Source organism: Thauera sp. DNT-1, from assembly GCF_055393985.1.
The window spans coordinates 1,014,928-1,034,637 of record NZ_AP043752.1; the positions used below are offsets into that span (position 1 = coordinate 1,014,928).

Annotated in this window: 18 protein-coding genes; 3 read left to right on the plus strand and 15 right to left on the minus strand. The window is 67.4% G+C overall.

The window, feature by feature from the left end:
• The first annotated feature begins 4 nt into the window (after nt 1–4).
• On the plus strand, nt 5–766 hold the full coding sequence (locus ACZ5PP_RS04800) for a Crp/Fnr family transcriptional regulator (RefSeq protein WP_464826815.1): 762 nt from the start codon (nt 5–7) through the stop codon (nt 764–766).
• 164 nt (nt 767–930) lie between these two features.
• Here ACZ5PP_RS04800 and ACZ5PP_RS04805 read toward each other — a convergent pair whose 3' ends face one another.
• The 12 genes from ACZ5PP_RS04805 to ACZ5PP_RS04860 all read right to left on the minus strand — a co-directional run bounded on the left by ACZ5PP_RS04805 (nt 931) and on the right by ACZ5PP_RS04860 (nt 12,906).
• On the minus strand, nt 931–2,118 hold the full coding sequence (locus tag ACZ5PP_RS04805) for an NnrS family protein (RefSeq protein WP_004301758.1): 1,188 nt from the start codon (nt 2,116–2,118) through the stop codon (nt 931–933).
• A 79-nt stretch (nt 2,119–2,197) separates the two neighbouring features.
• Entirely contained in the window at nt 2,198–3,841 is a 1,644-nt protein-coding gene (locus tag ACZ5PP_RS04810) for a cytochrome D1 domain-containing protein (protein ID WP_004301755.1), read from the minus strand.
• On the minus strand, nt 3,838–5,046 hold the full coding sequence (gene nirJ, locus ACZ5PP_RS04815) for a heme d1 biosynthesis radical SAM protein NirJ (protein WP_004301753.1): 1,209 nt from the start codon (nt 5,044–5,046) through the stop codon (nt 3,838–3,840). The genes ACZ5PP_RS04810 and nirJ overlap by 4 nt, the downstream gene beginning before the upstream one ends.
• A 113-nt stretch (nt 5,047–5,159) precedes the next feature.
• Nucleotides 5,160–5,660: a siroheme decarboxylase subunit beta gene (ahbB, locus tag ACZ5PP_RS04820; protein WP_231570786.1), complete on the minus strand. Its 501-nt coding sequence runs from the start codon at nt 5,658–5,660 to the stop codon at nt 5,160–5,162.
• A 68-nt stretch (nt 5,661–5,728) separates the two neighbouring features.
• Complete coding sequence (locus ACZ5PP_RS04825; protein ID WP_004301749.1) at nt 5,729–6,232, minus strand: Lrp/AsnC family transcriptional regulator; 504 nt, start codon at nt 6,230–6,232, stop codon at nt 5,729–5,731.
• Entirely contained in the window at nt 6,225–7,274 is a 1,050-nt protein-coding gene (gene ahbB / locus ACZ5PP_RS04830) for a siroheme decarboxylase subunit beta (protein WP_043745782.1), read from the minus strand. Before ahbB (ACZ5PP_RS04830) ends, ACZ5PP_RS04825 begins: the two co-directional genes overlap by 8 nt.
• The gene (locus tag ACZ5PP_RS04835) at nt 7,274–8,482 is read right to left on the minus strand and encodes a cytochrome D1 domain-containing protein (RefSeq protein ID WP_043745785.1); all 1,209 of its coding nucleotides are present in this window, start codon (nt 8,480–8,482) and stop codon (nt 7,274–7,276) included. Before ACZ5PP_RS04835 ends, ahbB (ACZ5PP_RS04830) begins: the two co-directional genes overlap by 1 nt.
• Nucleotides 8,483–8,586: 104 nt before the next feature.
• Complete coding sequence (locus tag ACZ5PP_RS04840) at nt 8,587–8,970, minus strand: c-type cytochrome (RefSeq protein ID WP_040828605.1); 384 nt, start codon at nt 8,968–8,970, stop codon at nt 8,587–8,589.
• A gap of 182 nt (nt 8,971–9,152) precedes the next feature.
• Nucleotides 9,153–9,482, minus strand: a complete 330-nt coding sequence (locus tag ACZ5PP_RS04845; RefSeq protein WP_012585576.1) for a cupredoxin domain-containing protein — start codon at nt 9,480–9,482, stop codon at nt 9,153–9,155.
• A gap of 140 nt (nt 9,483–9,622) precedes the next feature.
• A complete protein-coding gene (locus ACZ5PP_RS04850) occupies nt 9,623–10,501 on the minus strand; it encodes an ethylbenzene dehydrogenase-related protein (protein ID WP_004301739.1) in 879 nt (292 codons plus the stop codon).
• A gap of 42 nt (nt 10,502–10,543) precedes the next feature.
• Nucleotides 10,544–11,155, minus strand: a complete 612-nt coding sequence (locus ACZ5PP_RS04855; protein ID WP_004301738.1) for a NapC/NirT family cytochrome c — start codon at nt 11,153–11,155, stop codon at nt 10,544–10,546.
• A gap of 68 nt (nt 11,156–11,223) precedes the next feature.
• Nucleotides 11,224–12,906, minus strand: coding sequence for a cytochrome D1 domain-containing protein (locus ACZ5PP_RS04860; protein WP_004301737.1), 1,683 nt, complete (start codon nt 12,904–12,906; stop codon nt 11,224–11,226).
• A 253-nt stretch (nt 12,907–13,159) separates the two neighbouring features.
• Between ACZ5PP_RS04860 and cobA the strand changes: the two genes are divergently transcribed.
• Both cobA and ACZ5PP_RS04870 read left to right on the plus strand, forming a co-directional pair.
• A complete protein-coding gene (gene cobA / locus ACZ5PP_RS04865; RefSeq protein WP_004301736.1) occupies nt 13,160–14,053 on the plus strand; it encodes a uroporphyrinogen-III C-methyltransferase in 894 nt (297 codons plus the stop codon).
• A gap of 52 nt (nt 14,054–14,105) precedes the next feature.
• Nucleotides 14,106–15,548 carry a putative nucleotidyltransferase substrate binding domain-containing protein gene (locus ACZ5PP_RS04870; RefSeq protein ID WP_273421659.1) on the plus strand — a complete coding sequence of 481 codons (1,443 nt, stop codon included), beginning with the start codon at nt 14,106–14,108 and terminating at the stop codon, nt 15,546–15,548.
• Nucleotides 15,549–15,583: 35 nt separating this feature from the next.
• On the opposite strand, the gene ACZ5PP_RS04875 is transcribed toward ACZ5PP_RS04870, so the two are convergent.
• The 3 genes from ACZ5PP_RS04875 to guaB all read right to left on the minus strand — a co-directional run bounded on the left by ACZ5PP_RS04875 (nt 15,584) and on the right by guaB (nt 19,655).
• A complete protein-coding gene (locus ACZ5PP_RS04875; protein WP_464826816.1) occupies nt 15,584–16,498 on the minus strand; it encodes a YihY/virulence factor BrkB family protein in 915 nt (304 codons plus the stop codon).
• A gap of 55 nt (nt 16,499–16,553) precedes the next feature.
• Nucleotides 16,554–18,119 carry a glutamine-hydrolyzing GMP synthase gene (guaA, locus tag ACZ5PP_RS04880; RefSeq protein WP_276662374.1) on the minus strand — a complete coding sequence of 522 codons (1,566 nt, stop codon included), beginning with the start codon at nt 18,117–18,119 and terminating at the stop codon, nt 16,554–16,556.
• Nucleotides 18,120–18,191: 72 nt separating this feature from the next.
• The gene (gene guaB / locus ACZ5PP_RS04885) at nt 18,192–19,655 is read right to left on the minus strand and encodes an IMP dehydrogenase (RefSeq protein ID WP_004301732.1); all 1,464 of its coding nucleotides are present in this window, start codon (nt 19,653–19,655) and stop codon (nt 18,192–18,194) included.
• Between the last annotated feature and the right edge of the window lie 55 nt (nt 19,656–19,710).

The following is a 19,710-nucleotide window of genomic DNA, read 5'->3' on the forward strand; positions in this document are numbered from 1 at the left end:
AGCCATGCCTCGTAACGCCACCCCGGTCGGGGAAAGACCTGTCCGGATCGATTCCTCCCCCGCCAGCCCGGTCACGGAGATCGACCGCCTGTGCCGGTTGCTCGCGCGCGCGCCGCTTTTCAACGGCCTCGCCTGCGAGGATATCGTCCGCTTCGCGCGTGGTGTGCGCGAGGTACGGGTCGCGCGCGGCGAGATCCTGTTCCATCGCGGCGACCCCTGCCACGGCTTCCACCTCATCCTCGACGGCCAGATCAAGCTCGCCTTCACCTCGGCCGAGGGCAACGAGAAGGTGGTCGACATCCTCTACGCCGGACGCAGCTTCGGCGAGGCGGTGATGTTCATGGAAAAGCCCTACGTCGTGATGGCGCAGGCACTGACCGACGCCACCCTGCTGCACATCGGCAAGCAGATCTTCTTCGAGGAAATGTCGGGCGATCCCTTGTTCTGCCGCAAGATCATCGCCGGCCTGGCCCAGCGACTGCATCTGCTGATGGCCGACGTCGAGAGCTACTCGCTGCGTTCGGGTCGCGACCGCGTGGTGGGCTATCTGCTGCGCGAAGAGGAGCGTGACGGCGACGGGGTGGCCGAAGGCTCGGTGTCGTTGCGCCTGCCCACCAGCAAGGGCACGATCGCCTCGCGGCTCAACCTCACCCAGGAACACTTCTCCCGCATCCTCAGCGAACTCACCAGCGCAGGCCTCATCCAGATCGAAGGCCGCACCATCCACATCCCCGACATCGGCCGCCTGCGCCGAAGCCTGGGTTGAGGGTCACGCCTTTCAGCGCGTCAAACCCGCACCCACGCTTCCGGAACGTCGCAATCGCGTCTCGCATCGCTCCTGCAGGGCGATTCTTGAGCCGTCGTGAATGTCCGGGCGATGCAAAAGGGGCCCGCAGGCCCCTTTCCTGTTTGTGGGCGCCCCGCAAGCGCTCAACCCTCCTTGCCGTCCACCCGCGCATACCAGAGGTAAGGGGCGTAGCGCCACAGGTAGAGCAGGAAGGCGATCGACCACAGCGTGGCGGCCGCATGCACGCCGCCGAACTGTGCGGCCGGGAAGAAGCCCACGGTCAGCACCCGCACCAGCGCGGCGATCAGCACCAGGGCGTAGGCCGCGGTCTCGATGCGACCGGCGATCAGCATGCGGCCGGTGTGGCCGAGCGCGGTGCGGGTAATCATGCCGATGATCAGGCCGCCGGTCGCGCCGATGGCCAGGGCATGGACTCCGGCCGAGCGCGGCAGCACGCCGAACTGGGTAAGCGCGAGCAGCGCCAGGCCGAGCGGAATCCACAGATAGGCCAGTTGCAGCACCCACAGGATGGGATGGCCGCGCGTCGCCCAAGGGTTCCAGCCGCCTAGCCGCACCGCCTGCAGAACGGCTGCGATCAACGACACCACACCCGCCCAGCCTCCGGCACCCAGCGCCCACAGCAGCAGCGCGATACCGGTGGCGATCGCCGCCGCCCAGTCGACCTTCACGTTGCGCCACTGCTTGACGCCACGTACCGCGTTGAAGATGAACATCGGGATCACGCGGCCGCCGACGATGGTCTCCAGCACCACCACCAGGCCGAGGGCCAGGTGCATGGCGGTCAGCGGATCGGCCTCGATCACGCCGAGCACGGCGAGGTGGAAGAACAGGTTCGCGAGCGCGAGCATCGCGGGCAGCGCACCGACGAAGTAGTTGCGCTTGCTCTTGGCCTTGATCAGCACCTTCAGCAGCATCCCCGCCGCGACCGGAAGGAAGGCCAGATCGACGATGGCCACCCAGGCTCCGCTGCCGAAGGCCATCGCCAGGCGCCCGGCGAGCCACACCGCGGCGAGCACCATGAGCGGCTTGCCCGTCGGGGTGTCGAGCCCGGTCCAGTTGCGCCCTGCGGTGAACAGGAAGCCGATGATCACCGCCACGGCGAAGCCGAAGATCATCTCATGCGAATGCCACCAGATTCCCGGCATGGGCAGGTCGATCGCGCCCGAGTAGGCCACCGCCCAAACCGGCACCGCGATCGCTGCGAACAGTGCGGCGAGCAGGTAGAAGGGACGAAAGGCGAGCGCCCACAGCGAGAAGGTGTCGGGCGGAATGCGTTTGGTGGTGGGTTCGTCGAGGCGGATCAGCGCCATGTTCGGTTCTCTTTTCTGCTGAACGGGTTGAAGGCGGATGAAGCTGCGCACGGCCGCACACCTGCCCGGCCGGGAGGAATCAGTGGCTGGTGCCTTCCTCGCGCGTGATCTTGTTCCATACGTTGTACTTGCCCACAGGCTTTCTCATCGGCAGGCGCTTGACCTCCTCGAGGGTCCGCGCGTCATAGACGATCACCGCGCCATCGTCCTCCCACAGGCTGGCGAGCGCATGGCGGCCATCGCGGGTGAACTCGACGTGGGCGAGCGTCTTGCCCGGCTCACCGGTGATCTCGCGCACCACCTCCAGCGTCTGCTTGTCGATGACCTGCAGGATGTGCTTGGCCTCCGCGCTCATCATCGAATCGACGAACGCATAGCGGCTGCTGGAGTGGCTGCGCAGGAAGAAGCCCGGGCCGCGGGTGGGGATGCGCTTCACCACCTCCCAGGTCTTCATGTCGATCACGGTGACCTCGCCCGCCTTGAGGTTGGTGCTCGCCATCACCGTGCGCGGCCTGGCGCCCGGACCGGCGGCGGGGTCCTGCCATTCCCAGGTGATGCCAGAGCCCAGGTGCGGCATGCCGTCAAGCGGCAGATTGGCGATCTTCTTGCGCACGTCGAGGTTCACCACCTGTCCGACCCCCTCGCGCGAGGCCCCCATCAGCTCGGAATAGTCCTGGGTGAAGAAGAAGTCGTCGAGCACCTCGGCGAGGATGGTGCGGCGCGGGTTGAGGTAACCGGGAATGAAGCTGCCTTCGCGCTGTGTGTAGTCGTGGATGTAGCTGACCGGGATGTCCTCGACCGCCTTCGTGTAGCTGATCTCCCACACCTCGCCGACGTCCTTGAGCGCGGCGATGAAGGACTGGCGCGGGGTGGCGTCGTACACCGCCGACACCCGCGAGCTCTTCTTGCCGTCGCGGTCCATCGCCGGGATGGTCTTGACCAGGTTCAGCTCGCCGTCGAGCAGCACCAGCGTGTTGGGGAGGTAGTTGGCCACCGCGACGTGGGTGCCGTCGGGCGATGCGGCGACGTTGCGGGTGTTGATGCCGGCACGCACCTCGGCCACGACCTTCAGGTTCCACAGGTCGAACTTGGTGATCCAGCCGTCGCGCGAGGCGAAGAACACGTAGCGCCCGTTGGCGGCGAACTTGGGCCCGCCATGCAGCGCGAAGCGCGACTGGAAGCGGTGGATCGGCTCGAGCCTGTCGCCGTCGAGCACGCTGACGTGGTGGTCGCCCGCCTCCACCACCAGGAAGAGGTTGAGCGGGTCGGCGTCGAACACCGGCTTGTCGGAAAGGGTCGCGGTGTCGACATGGACGACGCGCGAGGCGCGGATGTCCTCGTCGGTCCAGCGCGGCTCGGGCACCACCGGGGTGTAGATCCACTCGGTGAGCGCGGCGATCTCGTCCTTGCCCAGCTGCGCGGCGAAGCCGGCCATCTGGGTCGCGGGCCGGCCCTCGGCGATCACCTTGGCAGCCTCGCTCTTGCGCAGGCGGCCCAGGTTGTCGGGCAGCAACGCGGGCCCCATCGCTCCGAGGCGATTGGGCGCATGGCAGGCCGCGCAATGCTGCGCGTAGAGCGCGGGTACGTCGATGGCAGCCGGCGACGCCGCTGCCCCGGACGCGGCCCGAGCGACGGCCTTGTCCGGCGAAGCGGCGGCAGGCAAGACGACCAGTGCACCGGCGAGTGCGAACAGGCCGGTCAGGGTCGAGGCGCGGATCTTCATGCGGAAACCTTGTCGATGCGGGTCCAGGGCGTCGTGACGACGCGCTCGGCGCCGTAGTCTGCCGGATTCACGCCGATCTCCTCGTCGTAGAGGTAGCAGGCCGGGTCCTCCGCCCACGGGTTGCCGGTGACCTGCTCCGCGCGCACGCGCGAGCTGCCGTTGCAGATCTCCAGGTACTTGCACGCGCCGCAGCGCCCCTCCAGCTTGCGCGGATGCTGCTTGAGGCCGGCGAGCAGCGGGTTCGACAGGTCGTTCCAGATCTCGCCGAAGGCGCGCTGGCGCACGTTGCCAAGCGGCACGTGCCACCACATGGTGTCCGGGTGCACGATGCCCAGGTTGTCGATGTTGGCGACGTTCACCCCGCTGGCGTTGCCGCCCCACTGGCGCAGCCTGGCCTCGATGTGGGCGGCCTTGTCGGGGAAGCGGCGCTGCACCCAGTGCAGCAGGAAGGGGCCGTCGGCATCGTTGTTGCCGGTGACGAAGTCCTTGTCGATGCCACGCCGGTGCAGGTCGAGACAGGTCTCGAAAAGCAGCTCCATGGCCTCGCGGGTGGTGCGGTGGCGGGCGTCGCCGGCGCGGTTCTTGTTGCCGCGCCCGGCGTAGTTCAGGTGCGAGAAGTAGAACTTGTCGATGGCCTCGTCCTCGACCAGCTTCAACAGCGCGGGCAGGTCGTGGGCGTTGCCCTCGGTCATCGTGTAGCGCACGCCGACCTTGATGCCGCGCTCGCGGCACAGGCGGATGCCGTGCATCGAGGCCTCGAAGGCGCCCTGCTTGCGGCGGAAGTGGTCGTGCGTGGCGCCGATGCCGTCGAGGCTGACGCCGACGTAGTCGAAGCCGATCTCGTCGATCGCATCAATGTTGGATTCGTCGATCAGGGTGCCGTTGGACGACAGGCCGACGTAGAAGCCCATACCCTTGGCGCGGCGGGCGATGTCGAAGATGTCGGGGCGCAGCAGCGGCTCGCCACCGGACAGGATCAGCACCGGCACGCGTGCGTCCTTGAGGTCGTCCATGACCTTGAAGACTTCCTGTGTGTTCAGCTCGCCGGGGAAATCCTTGTCCGCCGAGATCGAGTAGCAGTGCTCGCAGGTGAGGTTGCAGCGCCGGATCAGGTTCCAGATCACCACCGGACCTGGCGGGTTGCGGCGGGGGCCGGCAGGCGTGGGGTGGTCGAGCTCGCGGATGAATTGGGAGATGCGGAACATGGGAGCCTCCTGAATGCTGGCCATTTCACCCGAGGCGCCCGCGAATGAAAATGATGCGCGTCAAGGGTGCCCGGGGCGGGCGCTCGTGCCGGCCGGAAGAGTCGCTTGCCGGATCAGGCGCCGATGCGCAGGCCCGTCTTTTTCAGGATGCCAGACGAGAACAGCACGTCGCGGTTGCGGCAGGCACCAGGAAACTCCGCCGCGATCAGCGCGGCGATCTCTTCCACGCGCGCGAGCGCGGCCTCGTGGCTGGCGGCGTGCACCATCGCGAACAGGTTGTAGGGCCAGTCGGGCAGATGGCGCGGGCGGCGGTAGCAGTGGGTGACGAAGTCGAGCGCACCGACGCGCTCGCCGACCGCGTCGATCACCGCGGCGTCGATGTCCCACACGCTCATGCCATTGGCGGTGTAGCCGATGGCGTAGTGGTTGGGCACCGCGCCGATGCGGCGAATGCGGCCGTCGGCGAGCATGGCGGCGAGGCGCTCGCGCACGCGGCCCTCGGCCACGCCGAGCGTCTCGGCCAGCGCGGCGTAGGGGCGTGGAACCAGCGGCAGGCCGCCCTGGGTGGCGAGCACGAGGCGGCGGTCGAACTCCGCAAGGGCAGCTTCATCCATGCCGGCACCCGCGGCATCCTGCGCATCCGCCCGCGCGAGGGCTCCGTTCCCGGACATGCCTTGCACCATCAGGCCTCCAGCCTCATCTCGACGAAGTACTCGCGTTCCTTGGGGAACAGATGCACCACCAAGCCGGTAGCGGCCTCGATGCGGCGCGCGCAGTCGGCGATGCCCTCCGGCGTCTCGGTGGCGAGCACGAACCACATGTTGAGCGCGTGCTCGCGGCGGTAGTTGTGCGCGACCTCGGGGAAGGCATTGACCGCCTCCACCGCGCTCGTCCACTGCGCCTCGGGCACCGCGATCGCGGCCAGGCAGAAGGCGCCGCCCATGCGCTCGATCTGGTACATCGGCCCGAAACGGGTCAGCACGCGGTCGTCGAGCAGCGACTGCAGGCGCGCGATCACCTCGTCCTCCGCCAGGCCGAGCAGGACGCCGACCTCGGCAAAGGGGCGCTCGGAGAGCGGGAACTCGCCCTGGATGGCATTGATCAGGCGACGGTCGGTGTCGTCGGGCGCACGCTTCGCGGCCACGCCACGACGGCCGACCGACGCGGCCGGCTGGGCTTCAGACATGGGCGAGATCCTTGGCGTCGAGATAGCGCGCGCCGGTCTGCTTGAAACGCCGGCAACTGAACAGCACCGCGTGCGGATGGCGGTCGAGGCCGAGGCGCGCGGCGAGATCCGCCCGCGCGGCCAGCACCTCCTCGCGCGCGCTGCCGTGGATCATGCAGAACAGGTTGTACGGCCAGCCGGGCAGCACGCGGCGGCGGCGGTAGCACAGCGTGACCGCCGCCTCCTGCGCGAGCCGGCGACCAAGCCCGGAGACCTCGGCGTCGGGGACGTCCCACACGCACATGGCGTTCGCCTCGAGGCCGAGCTCATGGTGGCGCACGACCACGCCGAAGCGGCGGATCAAGCCCTCGTCCACCCAGCGCGCGATGCAGGCGATCACCTCGCCCTCGGTGAGGCCGACGCACGCCGCCAGCGTGGCGAAGGGGCGCGCGTCCAGCACCAGGCCGCCCTGCAGCGCGCCGATCAGCTTGCGTTCGAGCGCAGGCAACGCGCAGCCGCCCTCGGCGTCGCCCCGTGCGATCGGCTCATCGCCGCGCGCGCCCGCATGCGGTCGCCGCCCCTCCCCGCCCGCCTTGAGGTCGAAGCCCAGGTCGATGTGGAACTCTTCTTCCAGCGGCAGCACGATGACCGCACAGCCGGTGTCGCGCTCGATGCCGGCGACCACCTCTTCGAGTTGCGCACGCGAGGCCGCGGTGACCACGAACCAGAGGTTGTAGCGATGCTCGCGCTGGTAGTTGTGGTTGATCGCCGGCTCGCGCGTGACGCGCGCGGCGACCTCCTCCAGGCGCTCCGGCGGCGCGGCCAGGGCCGCGAGTGCGCTCGCACCCAGGCGACGCGGGGCGAACACCGCGCCCACCCGGCTCACCAGGCCTTGCGCGCTCAGGTCGCGGTAGGCCGCGATGACGTCTTCCTCGGCGGCGCCCACCGCCTGCGCGATGCGTGCGAAAGGTCGCGGCTCGAGCGGGAAGTCACGCTGCCACTCGTTGAGCAGGCGGAAGCCGGTGGCGTCGAGCGCCGCGGGCAGGATGGCCTGGCGCGGCATCAGAAGCCCGTGCGCGCGGCGCGCGTGGTGAAGAAGATGCCGCTCGGGCTCGCCGACTCGAAGCCGCCGATCGGCTGCTTGCTGGCGGTGTCGTAGATCACGACCTTGTTGTCGTCGCGCGCCGACAACCAGATCTCGTGGCCCTTGGAGAGGAACTCCATGTGCAGGATGCCGCGGCCCGGCTGCAGGGTGTCGGTGACCTTGCCGGAGACGGTGTCGATGACCTGCACCCAGCCGTTGTCGGGGAAGGCGAAGTTCACCCAGATCTCGCGCCCGTCGGGGCGCGCCATGGCGAACACCGGCTGGCTCTTCACCTGGATGCGATCGACCTCCTGCCAGGTGGCGGTGTCGACCACCAGCACCTCGTGGCGACCGATGGCGGGCAGGTAGGCCCGATTGCCGGCGATCGACCAGCCGCGCAGGTGGGGCATCTTGAACACCGGCAGGGGCTGCTCGCCACGACCGTAGCCGGAGAGGATCTTGCGGCTGCCCTTGTCGAGGTTCCACAGGTCGATCAGGGCAAGGCCGTCCTCGCCGAACAGGCCGGCGATGTAGTACCGGCCATCGGGCGTGACCAGTGCATCGTAGGGCTGCTTGCCGCCGGCAAAACGCCGGGTCAGCGGATTCTTCGGGTCGGAGAAGTCGGTGATGCGAATCTCGCCCGCCTCGAACAGCGAATAGATGAAGCGCTTGCCCGAGAGGTCGGCGAGGCCCACCACCTTGGAGCGGGTGCCGTCGTCCGTGGTCGCAGGCACATCGGCGACGAGCTCGAGCGTGTCGGCGTCGAAGGCCTTGATGCCGCCCGGTTCGTAGTTCTGCACCACCACCAGGCTGCCGTCGTGCGAGATCGAGCCGCCGATCGCATTGCCCGCCTGGACCTTGCGGCCGACGATCCGGCGCGCCAGCAGATCGACCTTGGTCAGCCCGCCGTCGCGCCCGAACACGAAGGCGTAGCGGCCATCGCGCGAGAAAACCACCGAGGCGTGGGAGAGATCGCCCAGGCCATCCACGGTGGCCAGCACGCTGCGGCCAGTGGTCTCGATCACCTTGACCTTGCCGTCGGCACGCTCGATCACCACGCCGAGGTCGCCGGTGCCGCGCACGGCGACCGGCGGCACGCTCGAACAGGCCGACAGCAGCACGACCATGGCGGAGAGGACCACGCCCCATAGGGCGGGCGGTGCGAGACGAACTTCACGGCAAGACATGGGAGCTCCGGGAACTTGGGGTGGCGGAGGGCCACCGGGAAGACTGCCGTCCGCACTCGCCAACAGGGGCGTGGCACGGGGGCCGTACGACGGACGGCGATGGTTCAGTTGCGCGCGGGGGCCTGCGGCAGGCCGGCATCGGCGGGAAAACCGCGCATCAGCCAATACACGATCCACTCCGCCTCGGCTTCGGAGAGGATGGACTGGAAAGGCGGCATCGGCGTCCCCGGACGGCCACCGACGATGGTGGCCACAAGGCCCTCGGCCGGCTTGTCGGCAAGCGCCTCGGCGGTCAGTGCGGGGCCGAGCCCGCCCTTGAAGGTCAGGCCATGACAGGAACCGCAATCCTGGCGGACGATGTGGACCAGTTCGCGCGCACGCGCCGGAGCGGGCTCGACCGGGACGTGCCCGGAGGCTGCGGCATAGGCCGAGACGAGCGCTGCGCCGAGGAAGACGACGGCGTGGGCGAGGAGTGGCGGAATCTTCATGCTGGCATCCGACGGTAAGGCATCGGTGAAGAGCATGGGGCCTCGACCGGGTCGAAACCTTGACTCGCATCAACCTCGAAGGGCGAGGGGTCTCCGCCGCACCCGCTGCATCCGCTCACGCACCCTTTCCACCTCGACCGCCAGGGCCCACGAGCGAAATCCGTCGGCGAGCCACGCGCGCATCATTCGGCGACGATCACCACGCCGAGCATTTCCGGATGCGGTCCGCAGCGGTACTCGAAGCGCCCGGCCTCCGGGAAGGCGCGCGACCACTTCTCGCCGGGGAAAAAGCGCTCCGACTCCTCGTTGCGGCCGATCAGCAGCACCGAATGACTCACCCGCTTTTCGTTATTTACCCAGGTCACGGTGTCGCCACGCTTGATGCGCAACTCCATCGGCGAAAAGGCGTATTTCTCCACCACGACCTGATGTTCGGCGGCTTGCGCCGGAACGGCCGCGGAAAGCCCGATTGCGACCGCGAACAGACTTGCCGGAACGAGTCTGGCGTTCATGGAAATCTCCCGTTTCATGCCCACGCGACCACGCAGTCGCGATGGATCCACCGCAAAGGACAACGGCGGAAGCCCCGGGTTCGCCGGATGCTTCCGCCGTATCGAACACCGCCCAGGGGCATGGGCGGGATCGGACCGGATTACTGCTTGGCCGCCTTGATGTGGCCGTCGGTGTCGAGGCCGAGCTTGTAGCCGAGCGAAACGTGGTGGAATCGACCCGCCGCGTTGTCGTCGTGGATCGCGAAGCCGAAGTTGTAGGCCTTGCCCGACTCGAGCTTCACGTCACCGTCGCCCGCAGCGAGTTTGCGGGTGAACACCACCGACCAGTTGTCGCCGTCCTTCTTGCCTTCGGCGCTGACCAGGGCGTTGCCGCCTTCCATCACGCGCTTTTCGGCGACGTAGCCGTTGTAGCCCTTGTTCTCGCCGCTGCGCCACTGGTAGAGGTCGTAGAACTTACCCTCGGCGACCGAGCCGCCCTTGACGTACTTCGTCTTGGCGTCGTCCGCACCGGGCATGGTGCGCGAATCGGTGTGGCAGGTCGCCCAGCAACCCGCCTGGTCGGCGAGTTCGACCTTGCCGCCCGACTCGAGCATGAACGCGATCTTGACCGGGTTCTTCTCGTCCATCTTCGCCCCACCCGAGGCGGCCGGCTGCTTCCAGGAGAAGCGGATGTAGAGGTTCTCGCCGTCGTGCGCGGCCTGCACCTTCACCGGAATGAAGGCGGCCTTGCCGGGGATCGGACTGGGCTCGATCTTCTGGCCGCTGGCCATTTTCTTGCCCATGTCACCCGCTTCGTCGCTGTGGCAGTCGGCACAGGTCTCGCCCTTCTTGAGCGCGCGCGCGCCACCGTGCTCGGTACCCTTCTGGATCCACTCCAGCGGCGACACGCCGGGGTAGAAGGCGGTGATGTCCTTGCCCTGGACCTTGCTCCAGTCGGGCGCGGCTGCGAGCGCGCTACCCGTACCGATAGCCAGGAGAGCACCGACGGCGCCGGCAATCAGGTTCTTCTTCATCGTCATATCCTCGCTGTGCTTGGGTTGGCCTGTGATGCACGAGGGATCTTACTCCTCGTCCGCCTCGGTCATGCCTGCCGGCTTATTGTGGGAAATGCCCTTGTGGCAGTCGATGCAGGTCATGTTGTCTTCCTTCGCAATCTCGTGCTGCTTGCGCGCGCGCTGCCGTTGAACCTCGGGATTCATGCTCTCGAGGCTGTGGCAGTTGCGGCATTCGCGCGAGTCCACCGCCTTCATCCGCTTCCACTCGTTGCGCGCCAGCTCCAGGCGCTTGGCCTCGAACTTCTCGCGCGTGTCGATGGTGCCGACCATCTTGCCCCACAGCTCCTTGGACGCCTGAACCTTGCGGATCATCTTGTGCGTCCACTCTTTCGGAACATGGCAGTCCGGGCAGGTCGCGCGCACCCCGGTCCGGTTGCTGTAGTGGATCGTCTGCTTGTACTCCTGGTACACGTTGTCATACATCTCGTGGCAGGAAATACAGAACTTCTCGGTGTTCGTGGCCTCCAGCGCGGTGTTGAAGCCGCCCCAGAACAGCACGCCCACAATGAATCCGACAGCCAACAGGCCGCCCAGCGACTTGGCGGAAGGGCGGCGCAGGCGTGCCCACAGGCCGCCCGAATTTTCTTGTTTGGAGTTGTCGCTGTTTCGATCAGACATGGAACTCTTCCCCTCGATCCCCCGCGCCAGGGGCGCGGGGGTTTTTCAGAGCTTGACCGGAAGATCGATCAATAGACGTCGTGCATCGTGTTGTACACGTTGAACTTGCCGGTCGGCGTGACGATCGCCGGGTCGGTGATCACCTTCTTGACCTTCAGCGTCTTGTCGTCGTAGATCACGATCGCGGACTGGTCGGTCTTGCCGCCCCACAGCGAGATCCACACTTCGTCGCCAGCCTCGTTGTACTCCGGCTGCACGGCGCGGCGGATCGCCTTGCTCTCGGGCAGGCCCGAGTCCTTGGCGACGTTGAGGGCGACGGGTGCCTTCGACAGGTCGTTCATGTCGAACACGTACACCGACTCGGCCACTTCACGCTCCGGGTTCATCGGCGCATCCGCCCAGAAGTGCTTGGACTTCGGGTGCGTCTTGACGAACAGGTTGCCGGCGCCCGGCATCTTCAGCTGTTCGACGACCTTCCAGTTGTACTCCTTGTACTTGGAGAACTTGGGATCGTCGGAAGCCGTCGAGATCAGCGAGACCACGGCGTCGCCGAGGTGGCCGGTCGACCACACCGGACCGAACTTGGGATGGACGAAGTTGGCGCCGCGCCCCGGGTGCGGGATCTTGGCGGTGTCGACCAGCGCGGCCAGCTTGCCTTCCTTGGTGTCGACCGCAGCGACCTTATTGGACGCGTTGGCGGCAACCATGAAGTAGCGCTTGGACATGTCCCAGCCACCGTCGTGGAGGAACTTGGCCGACTCGATCGCGATGCTCTTCAGGTTCTTGATGTCGGAGTAATCGACCAGCAGGATCTGGCCGGTTTCCTTGACGTTGACCACCCACTCCGGCTTGGTCATCGAGGCCACGATGGAGGCCACGCGCGGCTCGGGGTGATAGTCGCCATCGACGGTGTTGCCGCGGGTCGACACGATCTTCATCGGCTCGAGCGTCTCGCCGTCCATGATCGAGTACTGGGGCGGCCAGTAGGTGCCGCCGATCAGATACTTGTCCTCGTAGCCCTTGAACTTCGAGGTATCGACCGAGCGGGCGTCCGAACCCAGCCGCACGGTGGCGACCGTGGTGGGCTCTTCGTAGAACATGTCGATGATGGTGGTCAGGCCGTCGCGACCGACGGTGTAGACGTAGCGCCCCGAGGCCGACAGGCGCGAGATATGCACCGCGTAGCCGGTATCGAGGATCTTCCAGATCTTGTGCGTGTCGCCGTCGACCAGGGCCAGCTTGCCCGCGTCGCGCAGGGTGATCGCGAACACGTTCTTCAGGTTGACCTTGTTCATCTGCTTGGTCGGACGATCCTTGACGGGGACCAGCAGCTTCCAGCTGTCCTTCATGTCCTTGAGCGAGAACTCGGGCGGGATCGGAGGCGTGTTCTGGATGTAACGCGCCATCAGGTTGATCTCTTCCTTGGTCAGGATGTCATCGTAGTTGACCATGCCGCCTTCGGTGCCGTACGAGATGATCTTCTCGAGGCGCTCGGTGCCGAGCTTGAGGGTGCCGCCCTCCAGCTTGGTGCCGTCCGGAGCGGTCTTGGTCCAGTGCGGCTCGAGGTTCTTGCCGGTGGCGCCCTTGCGCAGCACGCCGTGGCAACCTGCGCAGCGCTCGAAGTAGATCTGCTTGCCTTTTTCCATCTCCTCGGCGGTCAGCTTGGGCGCTTCCTGGGCCCAGGCGCTGCTCATCGCGAGGGACAGCACCCCCATGGCAAACGCCGATCCGATCAAACCTTTCTTTTGCATAGCCCTCTCCTTACACGACACGGGATGTGAAACAACATTGCGACGGCAGTATGGTTTTTCCGGGGCAGGCCCATCCTTGATGTGAATTAATTTTCCACACCAGCGCCGAGGATAAAGTTCGGGGACGCCGGAACGACGTCGCCATGCGCACGCCCGCGGATTTCGCGGTGTCCTGGACAAGCGTTTTCCGGCCCCTGGCGGAACCGATTTTTCGCCGCAACGGATTTCCCGAGACCGTGCTGGAGCCCACATCATGCAGGCAGGAACCTTTCGATCGGATGCTTCGCCGGCCGGCGCGGCCAAGCCGCGCTCCCTTCGCGCCAGTCGCGCCGCCCTGCCGCCCCGCGGCACGCCCGAGGGCATCGGCGAGCGGCCGCGATCCACGCGTGCGCAGGGACATGGCAAGGTCCATCTGGTAGGCGCCGGCCCGGGCGACCCCGACCTTCTCACCGTGAAGGCGCTGCGCCTGATCACCGGCGCCGAAGTGGTCGTCTACGACCATCTCGTCGGCGAGGCGGTGGTGGCGCTGATCCCGCCCGCCGCGCGTCGCCTGTACGCGGGCAAGGAAGCCGGCAACCACGCCCTCGCCCAGCACGAGATCAACCGCCTGCTCGTCGAACTCGCACGCGAAGGGCACGACGTGGTGCGACTCAAGGGCGGCGATCCCTTCATCTTCGGGCGCGGCGGCGAAGAGATGCAGGCCCTGCTCGAGGCCGGCGTCGAGTGCGAGATCGTGCCCGGCATCACCGCCGCGGCGGGCGCGGCCTCGGCCACCGGAATCCCGCTCACCCACCGCGAGCACGCGCAGACCCTGGTGTTCGCCACCGGCCACCTCAAGGACGACACCGTCGACCTCGACTGGGCGGCGCTCGCCCGCCCGCGCCAGACCGTGGTGGTCTACATGGGCCTCGGCGCGCTCGAGATCATCTGTACGCAGATGATCTCCCACGGACTGGCGGCGGACACGCCGGCGGCGGTGATCCACGCCGCCACCACACCGCGGCAGTGCGGCGTGCATGCCACGCTCGCGACCCTGCCCGGGGCAGTGCGCGCGGCCGGCATCCGCGCGCCGGCGCTGATCATGATCGGCGAGGTGGTCGCACTCGACCCCGGCGCGCTGCTCGCAGCCGCGGCGACGGCGGGCTGAAACGGCCGCGCCCGGGTAAAATGGCGAATTCGACGCACCCCGGGGAGCAGCCATGGCAGGAGAAAACGAGTTCTTTCGTCCGATCCGGGAGATCGAGCAGCGCCGCGTGGTGAGCTGCAGCGCCGACGACGCGCTGGTCGATATCGTCGGCCGCATGCGCGAGATGAGCATCTCCTGCGTGGTCGTCGTCGACGGCGCGCACCCGACGGCGATCCTGACCGACCGCGACCTGCGCAACAAGGTGATCGCCGCTGGGCGCGACCCGGCGGGGCTCCGGGTGCGCGACGTGATGAGCGCGCCGGTGATCACCATCGGCGAGGACGACGTGCTCTACGAGGCGCTCTACCGCATGTCGCGCCACGGCATCCACCGCCTCGTCGTGGTCGACCGCAAGGGCGCACTCGCCGGCATCGTCACCGTCACCGACCTGCTGCGCCTGCAGGCGCACTCGCCCCACCAGCTCGTGCTCGACATCGAGAAGGCCGAATCGATCGACGCCCTGCGCGAGCTGCATCAGCGCATCCAGCAGCTGATCGTGCATCTCGCCGGCACCGGCATCGCAATCCGCGACACGGTGAAGCTGATCGCCAACCTCAACGACCAGGTCCTGATCCGCCTGATCGACCTGCTGCGCCGCGATCGCTACCCCGATCTCACCACCGACTTCGCCTTCGTGGTGATGGGCAGCGAAGGGCGCGGCGAACAGACGCTATCGACCGACCAGGACAACGCCATCCTTTACGCCGACTCGGTGCAGGGCGAGGCGCTGGCGCGGCTCGAAGCCTTCTCCAACGAACTCATCGACGCCCTGATCTCGATCGGCGTGCCACCCTGCCCCGGCGGCATCATGGCGCGCAACCCCGCCTGGCGGCGCAGTCTGACGGCCTGGAAGCGCGAGCTCACGCAGTGGCTATCGACGCCGACGCCCGACAACGTGATGACCGGCAGCATGTTCATGGACCTGCGCCCGCTCTACGGTCGGCGGGAGCTCGCCGACACCCTGCGCGAACACGCGCTGCACTACATGAGCCACGAGCAGGGCTTCCTCGTGCGGATGGCGCAGAACATGGTCAACTTCGCCCCGCCGCTGGGCTGGTTCGGCCGCATCAAGGTGGAAAAATCCGGCGAGCGCCGCGGCGAGGTCGACCTCAAGAAGGCCGGCATCTTCGCCATCACCGACGGCATCAAGGCGCTGGCGATGGAGGCGCGCCGGCTCGACGGCAGCACCCACGACCGCATGGAGGCGCTGGTCGAGGCCGGCGTGCTCAAGCCCGAACAGGTCGCCGACCTGCGCGCCGCCTTCGACTTCCTGGTGCGGATGCGACTGCGCGGCCAGGTCGAAGCCTTGCGCGGCGGGCGCAAGCCGGGCAACTACATCGCCCTCGACCAGTTGAACGCGATGCAGCAGGGCGAGCTGCGCCTCGCCCTGGAGGGCGTCGCCAGCTTCCAGGCCTTCATCCAGCAGCACTTCAAGCTGCAGCTGCTGCGCAACTGAGCGGAGCGCGGCCGAGCCACCCACGGGAGGCGGACTCAATCCTCGATCAGCTGGCGATGCACCAGCACCGCCGTCGCGCGCGGCCGCACCGTCCGGCCGCGCGCCTCCAGATGGGCGCGCGTGAACGCGGCGCCGAAGAGCAGGATCAACGAGGAGTAATTCACCCACAGCAGCAGCAGCACCAGCGAGCCCGCCGCCCCGTAAGTGGACGCGGTCGCGGTGGTCGACAGGTAGATCGCGATCAGCGCGCGCCCGAGCGCGAACAGCAGCGCGGTGACGAAGGCGCCCGGCAGCACGTCACGCCAGCCCAGCACCACCTCGGGCAGCACGCGGAAGATGGTGGCGAAGAGCAGCGTCACCACCAGCAGCGCGATCGCCCAGTCCAGCCCGATGATCAGCCCCACCGGCACCGGCAGCCAGTCCTGCGCGAAGGCGACGAGCGCGCGCACGAAGATGCTCAGCGACAGCGACACCAGCAGCACGAAGCCGATGCCGAGCACCACCGCGAGCGACAGGAGGCGCGTCTTGAGATGGATGAACACGCCGCTGCGCGTGGGCCGCGGCGCCACTCCCCAGATCGCGTTGAGCGATTCCTGCATCTGGGTGAATACCGTCGTCGCGCCGAACACGATGGCACCGACGCCGGCGATCGTGGGCAGCAGCCCGCTGTGCTGGATGCGGCTGTTGACCACCGCGGTCTGGATCGCAGCCGCCACCTCCGGCCCGATCGCCACCTCGAGCTGCTCGGCGATGCGGCCCTGAGCCGCACTCTCGCCGAGCACCAGGCCCACCAGGCTGACCGCGATGATCACCACCGGCGCCACCGAGAACACGGTGAAGAACGCCAGCGCAGCCGCATGTACGAAGACCTGGGCTTCCAGCCACAGCTTCACGGTGGTCCGGATCACGGCGGACCAGTATTGCAGGATCGACGGTCGGGCTTCGGTCATGGCCGCATGTTAGCGCCATTGCCCTGGAAGCCGCTTCCAGAACGCGCCCCTCAGCTCACTCCCACTCGATTGTCGCCGGCGGCTTGCCCGAGATGTCGTAGACCACCCGGTTGATGCCGCGCACCTCGTTGATGATGCGGTTGCTGACCTTGCCGAGCAGGCTGTGCGGCAGCTCCGCCCAGTGCGCGGTCATGAAGTCCTGCGTCTGCACCGCGCGCAGTGCCACCACGTACTCGTAGGTACGGCCGTCGCCCATCACGCCCACGCTCTTCACCGGCAGGAAGACCGCGAAGGCCTGGCTCGTCTTGTCGTACCAGTCGGCGGCGCGCAGCTCGTCGATGAAGATCGCGTCGGCACGGCGCAGCAGGTCGGCGAAGTCCTGGCGGACCTCGCCGAGGATGCGCACGCCCAGACCCGGGCCCGGGAAGGGGTGGCGATAGACCATGTCGTGCGGCAGGCCGAGGGCCACGCCGAGCTCGCGCACCTCGTCCTTGAAGAGGTCGCGCAGCGGCTCGAGCAGCTTCAGGCCGAGCGTCTCGGGCAGGCCGCCGACGTTGTGATGGCTCTTGATGGTGTGGGCCTTCTTGCTCTTTGCGCCGCCGGACTCGATCACGTCAGGATAGATGGTGCCCTGGGCCAGCCACCTGGCGTTCGGCAATTTCCTGGCTTCGGCCTGGAAGACCTCGACGAACTCGCGGCCGATGATCTTGCGCTTCTGCTCGGGGTCGGTGACGCCCTTCAGGTGTCCCATGAACTGCTCGGTCGCATCGACATGCACGACCTTGGCGTGGAGCCGCCCGGCGAACATCTCCATGACCAGCTTGCCTTCGTTCAGGCGCAGCAGGCCGTGGTCGACGAACACGCAGGTGAGCTGGTCGCCGATCGCGCGGTGGATCAGCGCCGCCGCCACCGAGGAGTCCACGCCGCCCGACAGGCCGAGGATGACCTCCTCGTCACCCACCTGCTCGCGGATCTTCTGCACCGCTTCCTCGATGTAATCGGGCATGTTCCAGTCGTGGCCGCAGCCGCAGATGTCGTGCACGAAGCGCCCGATCATCTCCTTGCCCTTGATCGTGTGCGTGACCTCGGGGTGGAACTGCACGCCGTAGAAGCCGCGCGCCTCGTCGGCCATCGCCGCGATCGGAGTCGATTCGTTGCTGCCGATGATCTTGAAGCCCGGGGGCAGCGCGGTGACCTTGTCGCCGTGGCTCATCCACACGTCGAGCAGGCCGTGGCCTTCGGCGTTGCTGCGGTCCTCGATGCCGGCGAACAGCTTCGAGTGCCCGCGCGCGCGCATCTCCGCATAGCCGAACTCGCGCTTGGCCGAGCTCTCGACCTTGCCGCCGAGCTGGCTGGCCATCGTCTGCATGCCGTAACAGATGCCCAGCACCGGCACGCCAAGCTCGAACACCGCCTGCGGTGCGCGCCAGTCCTCGGCCTCGTAAACCGAGTTGGGCCCGCCGGAGAGGATCACGCCCTGCGCGCCGAAGTTGCGCACGAACTCGTCCGAGACGTCGAAGGGATGCAGCTCGCAGTACACCTGCTGCTCGCGCACGCGGCGCGCGATGAGCTGGGAGACCTGGGAGCCGAAATCGAGGATGAGGATCTTCTGGTGGGCCATGGGGCGGGAATCTCGAACGTCGAAAAAGGAAGGGCGGCCTCGCAGCCGCCCGGATGTCTCGAAGGAGCGCGCTCAGCTGATCTGGTAGTTGGGCGCTTCCTTGGTGATCTGCACGTCGTGCACATGCGATTCGCGCATGCCGGCCGAGCTGATCTGCACGAACTCCGCGCGCGCATGCATGGTCGGGATGTCGGCGCAGCCGAGGTAGCCCATCGAGGCGCGCAGGCCGCCGACGAGCTGATGGATCACCGCCGTGACCGAGCCCTTGTAGGGCACGCGACCCTCGATGCCCTCGGGCACCAACTTGTCGATGTTGCCGGTGTTCTCTTCCTGGAAGTAGCGGTCGGCCGCGCCCTTCTCCATCGCGCCGAGCGAGCCCATGCCGCGGTACGACTTGTAGGAACGGCCCTGGAACAGCACAGTCTCGCCTGGCGCCTCCTCGGTGCCGGCAAACAGTCCACCGAGCATGACCACGTCGGCGCCCGCGGCGATCGCCTTGGCGATGTCGCCCGAGAAGCGGATGCCGCCGTCGGCGATCATCGGCACGCCCGTGCCCAGCAGCGCGTTGGCGACGTTGTCGATCGCGCTGATCTGCGGCACGCCCACGCCGGCGACGATGCGGGTGGTGCAGATCGAGCCCGGACCGATGCCGACCTTGACACCGTCGGCACCGGCATCGACCAGCGCACGCGCGGCGTCGGCGGTGGCGATATTGCCGCCCACCACCTCGATGTGCGGAAAGTGCTTCTTGACCCAGCCGACGCGGTCGAGCACGCCCTGCGAGTGACCGTGGGCGGTGTCGACCACGATCATGTCCACGCCCGCGTCGGCGAGGCGCTCCGCGCGTTCCTCCGTGCCAGCCCCCACGCCGATCGCAGCGGCCACGCGCAAGCGACCATGCTCGTCCTTGGCAGCGAGCGGGTGCTCGGTGGACTTCATCATGTCCTTGACGGTGATGAGACCGCACAGCTCGCCGGCATCGTTGAGCACCAGCACGCGCTCGAGGCGGTGCACACGCAGCAGCTCGCGCGCCTCTTCGAGGCTGGCGCCTTCGCGCACGGTGACAAGGCGGTCCTGCGGGGTCATGATTTCGGAGACGAGCTGGTCGAGCTTGGTCTCGAAGCGGGTATCGCGGTTGGTGACGATGCCGACCACCTTGCCGCCTTCGACCACCGGCACGCCGGAGAAGCGGTTCTGGCGTTGCAGTGCGATGACCTCGCCCACCGTCATCGTGGGCGGGATGGTGATCGGATCCTTGAGTATGCCCGACTCGTGGCGCTTGACCTTGAGCACCTCGGCGGCCTGCTGGGCCGGGGTGAGGTTCTTGTGCACCACGCCGATCCCGCCTTCCTGCGCGAGCGCGATCGCGAGACGGCTCTCGGTCACCGTGTCCATGGCGGCCGAGACAAGCGGGACGTTGAGGCGGATGCGGCGCGTGACCTGGCTCTGCAGGCTCACGTCGCGAGGGAGGACCGTGGAGTGGGCGGGAACGAGAAGGACGTCATCGAAGGTCAGCGCCTTCTGGATCACTCGCATGGCTTTTTTCCTTTCGACCAAATCCGTATTATACAGAGCGCTCCTGCACCACGTA

Bases quoted from the DNA above. Each gene is read 5' to 3' on its own strand.
- ACZ5PP_RS04860 (WP_004301737.1), bottom strand. From the start codon at position 12,906: ATGCAAAAGAAAGGTTTGATCGGATCGGCGTTTGCCATGGGGGTGCTG.
- ACZ5PP_RS04805 (WP_004301758.1), bottom strand. From the start codon at position 2,118: ATGGCGCTGATCCGCCTCGACGAACCCACCACCAAACGCATTCCGCCC.
- ACZ5PP_RS04825 (WP_004301749.1), bottom strand. From the start codon at position 6,232: ATGTCTGAAGCCCAGCCGGCCGCGTCGGTCGGCCGTCGTGGCGTGGCC.
- ACZ5PP_RS04835 (WP_043745785.1), bottom strand. From the start codon at position 8,482: ATGTCTTGCCGTGAAGTTCGTCTCGCACCGCCCGCCCTATGGGGCGTG.
- ACZ5PP_RS04840 (WP_040828605.1), bottom strand. From the start codon at position 8,970: ATGAAGATTCCGCCACTCCTCGCCCACGCCGTCGTCTTCCTCGGCGCA.
- ACZ5PP_RS04855 (WP_004301738.1), bottom strand. From the start codon at position 11,155: ATGTCTGATCGAAACAGCGACAACTCCAAACAAGAAAATTCGGGCGGC.
- cobA (WP_004301736.1), top strand. From the start codon at position 13,160: ATGCAGGCAGGAACCTTTCGATCGGATGCTTCGCCGGCCGGCGCGGCC.
- guaB (WP_004301732.1), bottom strand. From the start codon at position 19,655: ATGCGAGTGATCCAGAAGGCGCTGACCTTCGATGACGTCCTTCTCGTT.
- ACZ5PP_RS04875 (WP_464826816.1), bottom strand. From the start codon at position 16,498: ATGACCGAAGCCCGACCGTCGATCCTGCAATACTGGTCCGCCGTGATC.
- ahbB (WP_043745782.1), bottom strand. From the start codon at position 7,274: ATGCCGCGCCAGGCCATCCTGCCCGCGGCGCTCGACGCCACCGGCTTC.
- ACZ5PP_RS04810 (WP_004301755.1), bottom strand. From the start codon at position 3,841: ATGAAGATCCGCGCCTCGACCCTGACCGGCCTGTTCGCACTCGCCGGT.
- guaA (WP_276662374.1), bottom strand. From the start codon at position 18,119: ATGGCCCACCAGAAGATCCTCATCCTCGATTTCGGCTCCCAGGTCTCC.
- ACZ5PP_RS04870 (WP_273421659.1), top strand. From the start codon at position 14,106: ATGGCAGGAGAAAACGAGTTCTTTCGTCCGATCCGGGAGATCGAGCAG.
- nirJ (WP_004301753.1), bottom strand. From the start codon at position 5,046: ATGTTCCGCATCTCCCAATTCATCCGCGAGCTCGACCACCCCACGCCT.
- ACZ5PP_RS04800 (WP_464826815.1), top strand. From the start codon at position 5: ATGCCTCGTAACGCCACCCCGGTCGGGGAAAGACCTGTCCGGATCGAT.
- ahbB (WP_231570786.1), bottom strand. From the start codon at position 5,660: ATGGATGAAGCTGCCCTTGCGGAGTTCGACCGCCGCCTCGTGCTCGCC.
- ACZ5PP_RS04845 (WP_012585576.1), bottom strand. From the start codon at position 9,482: ATGAACGCCAGACTCGTTCCGGCAAGTCTGTTCGCGGTCGCAATCGGG.
- ACZ5PP_RS04850 (WP_004301739.1), bottom strand. From the start codon at position 10,501: ATGACGATGAAGAAGAACCTGATTGCCGGCGCCGTCGGTGCTCTCCTG.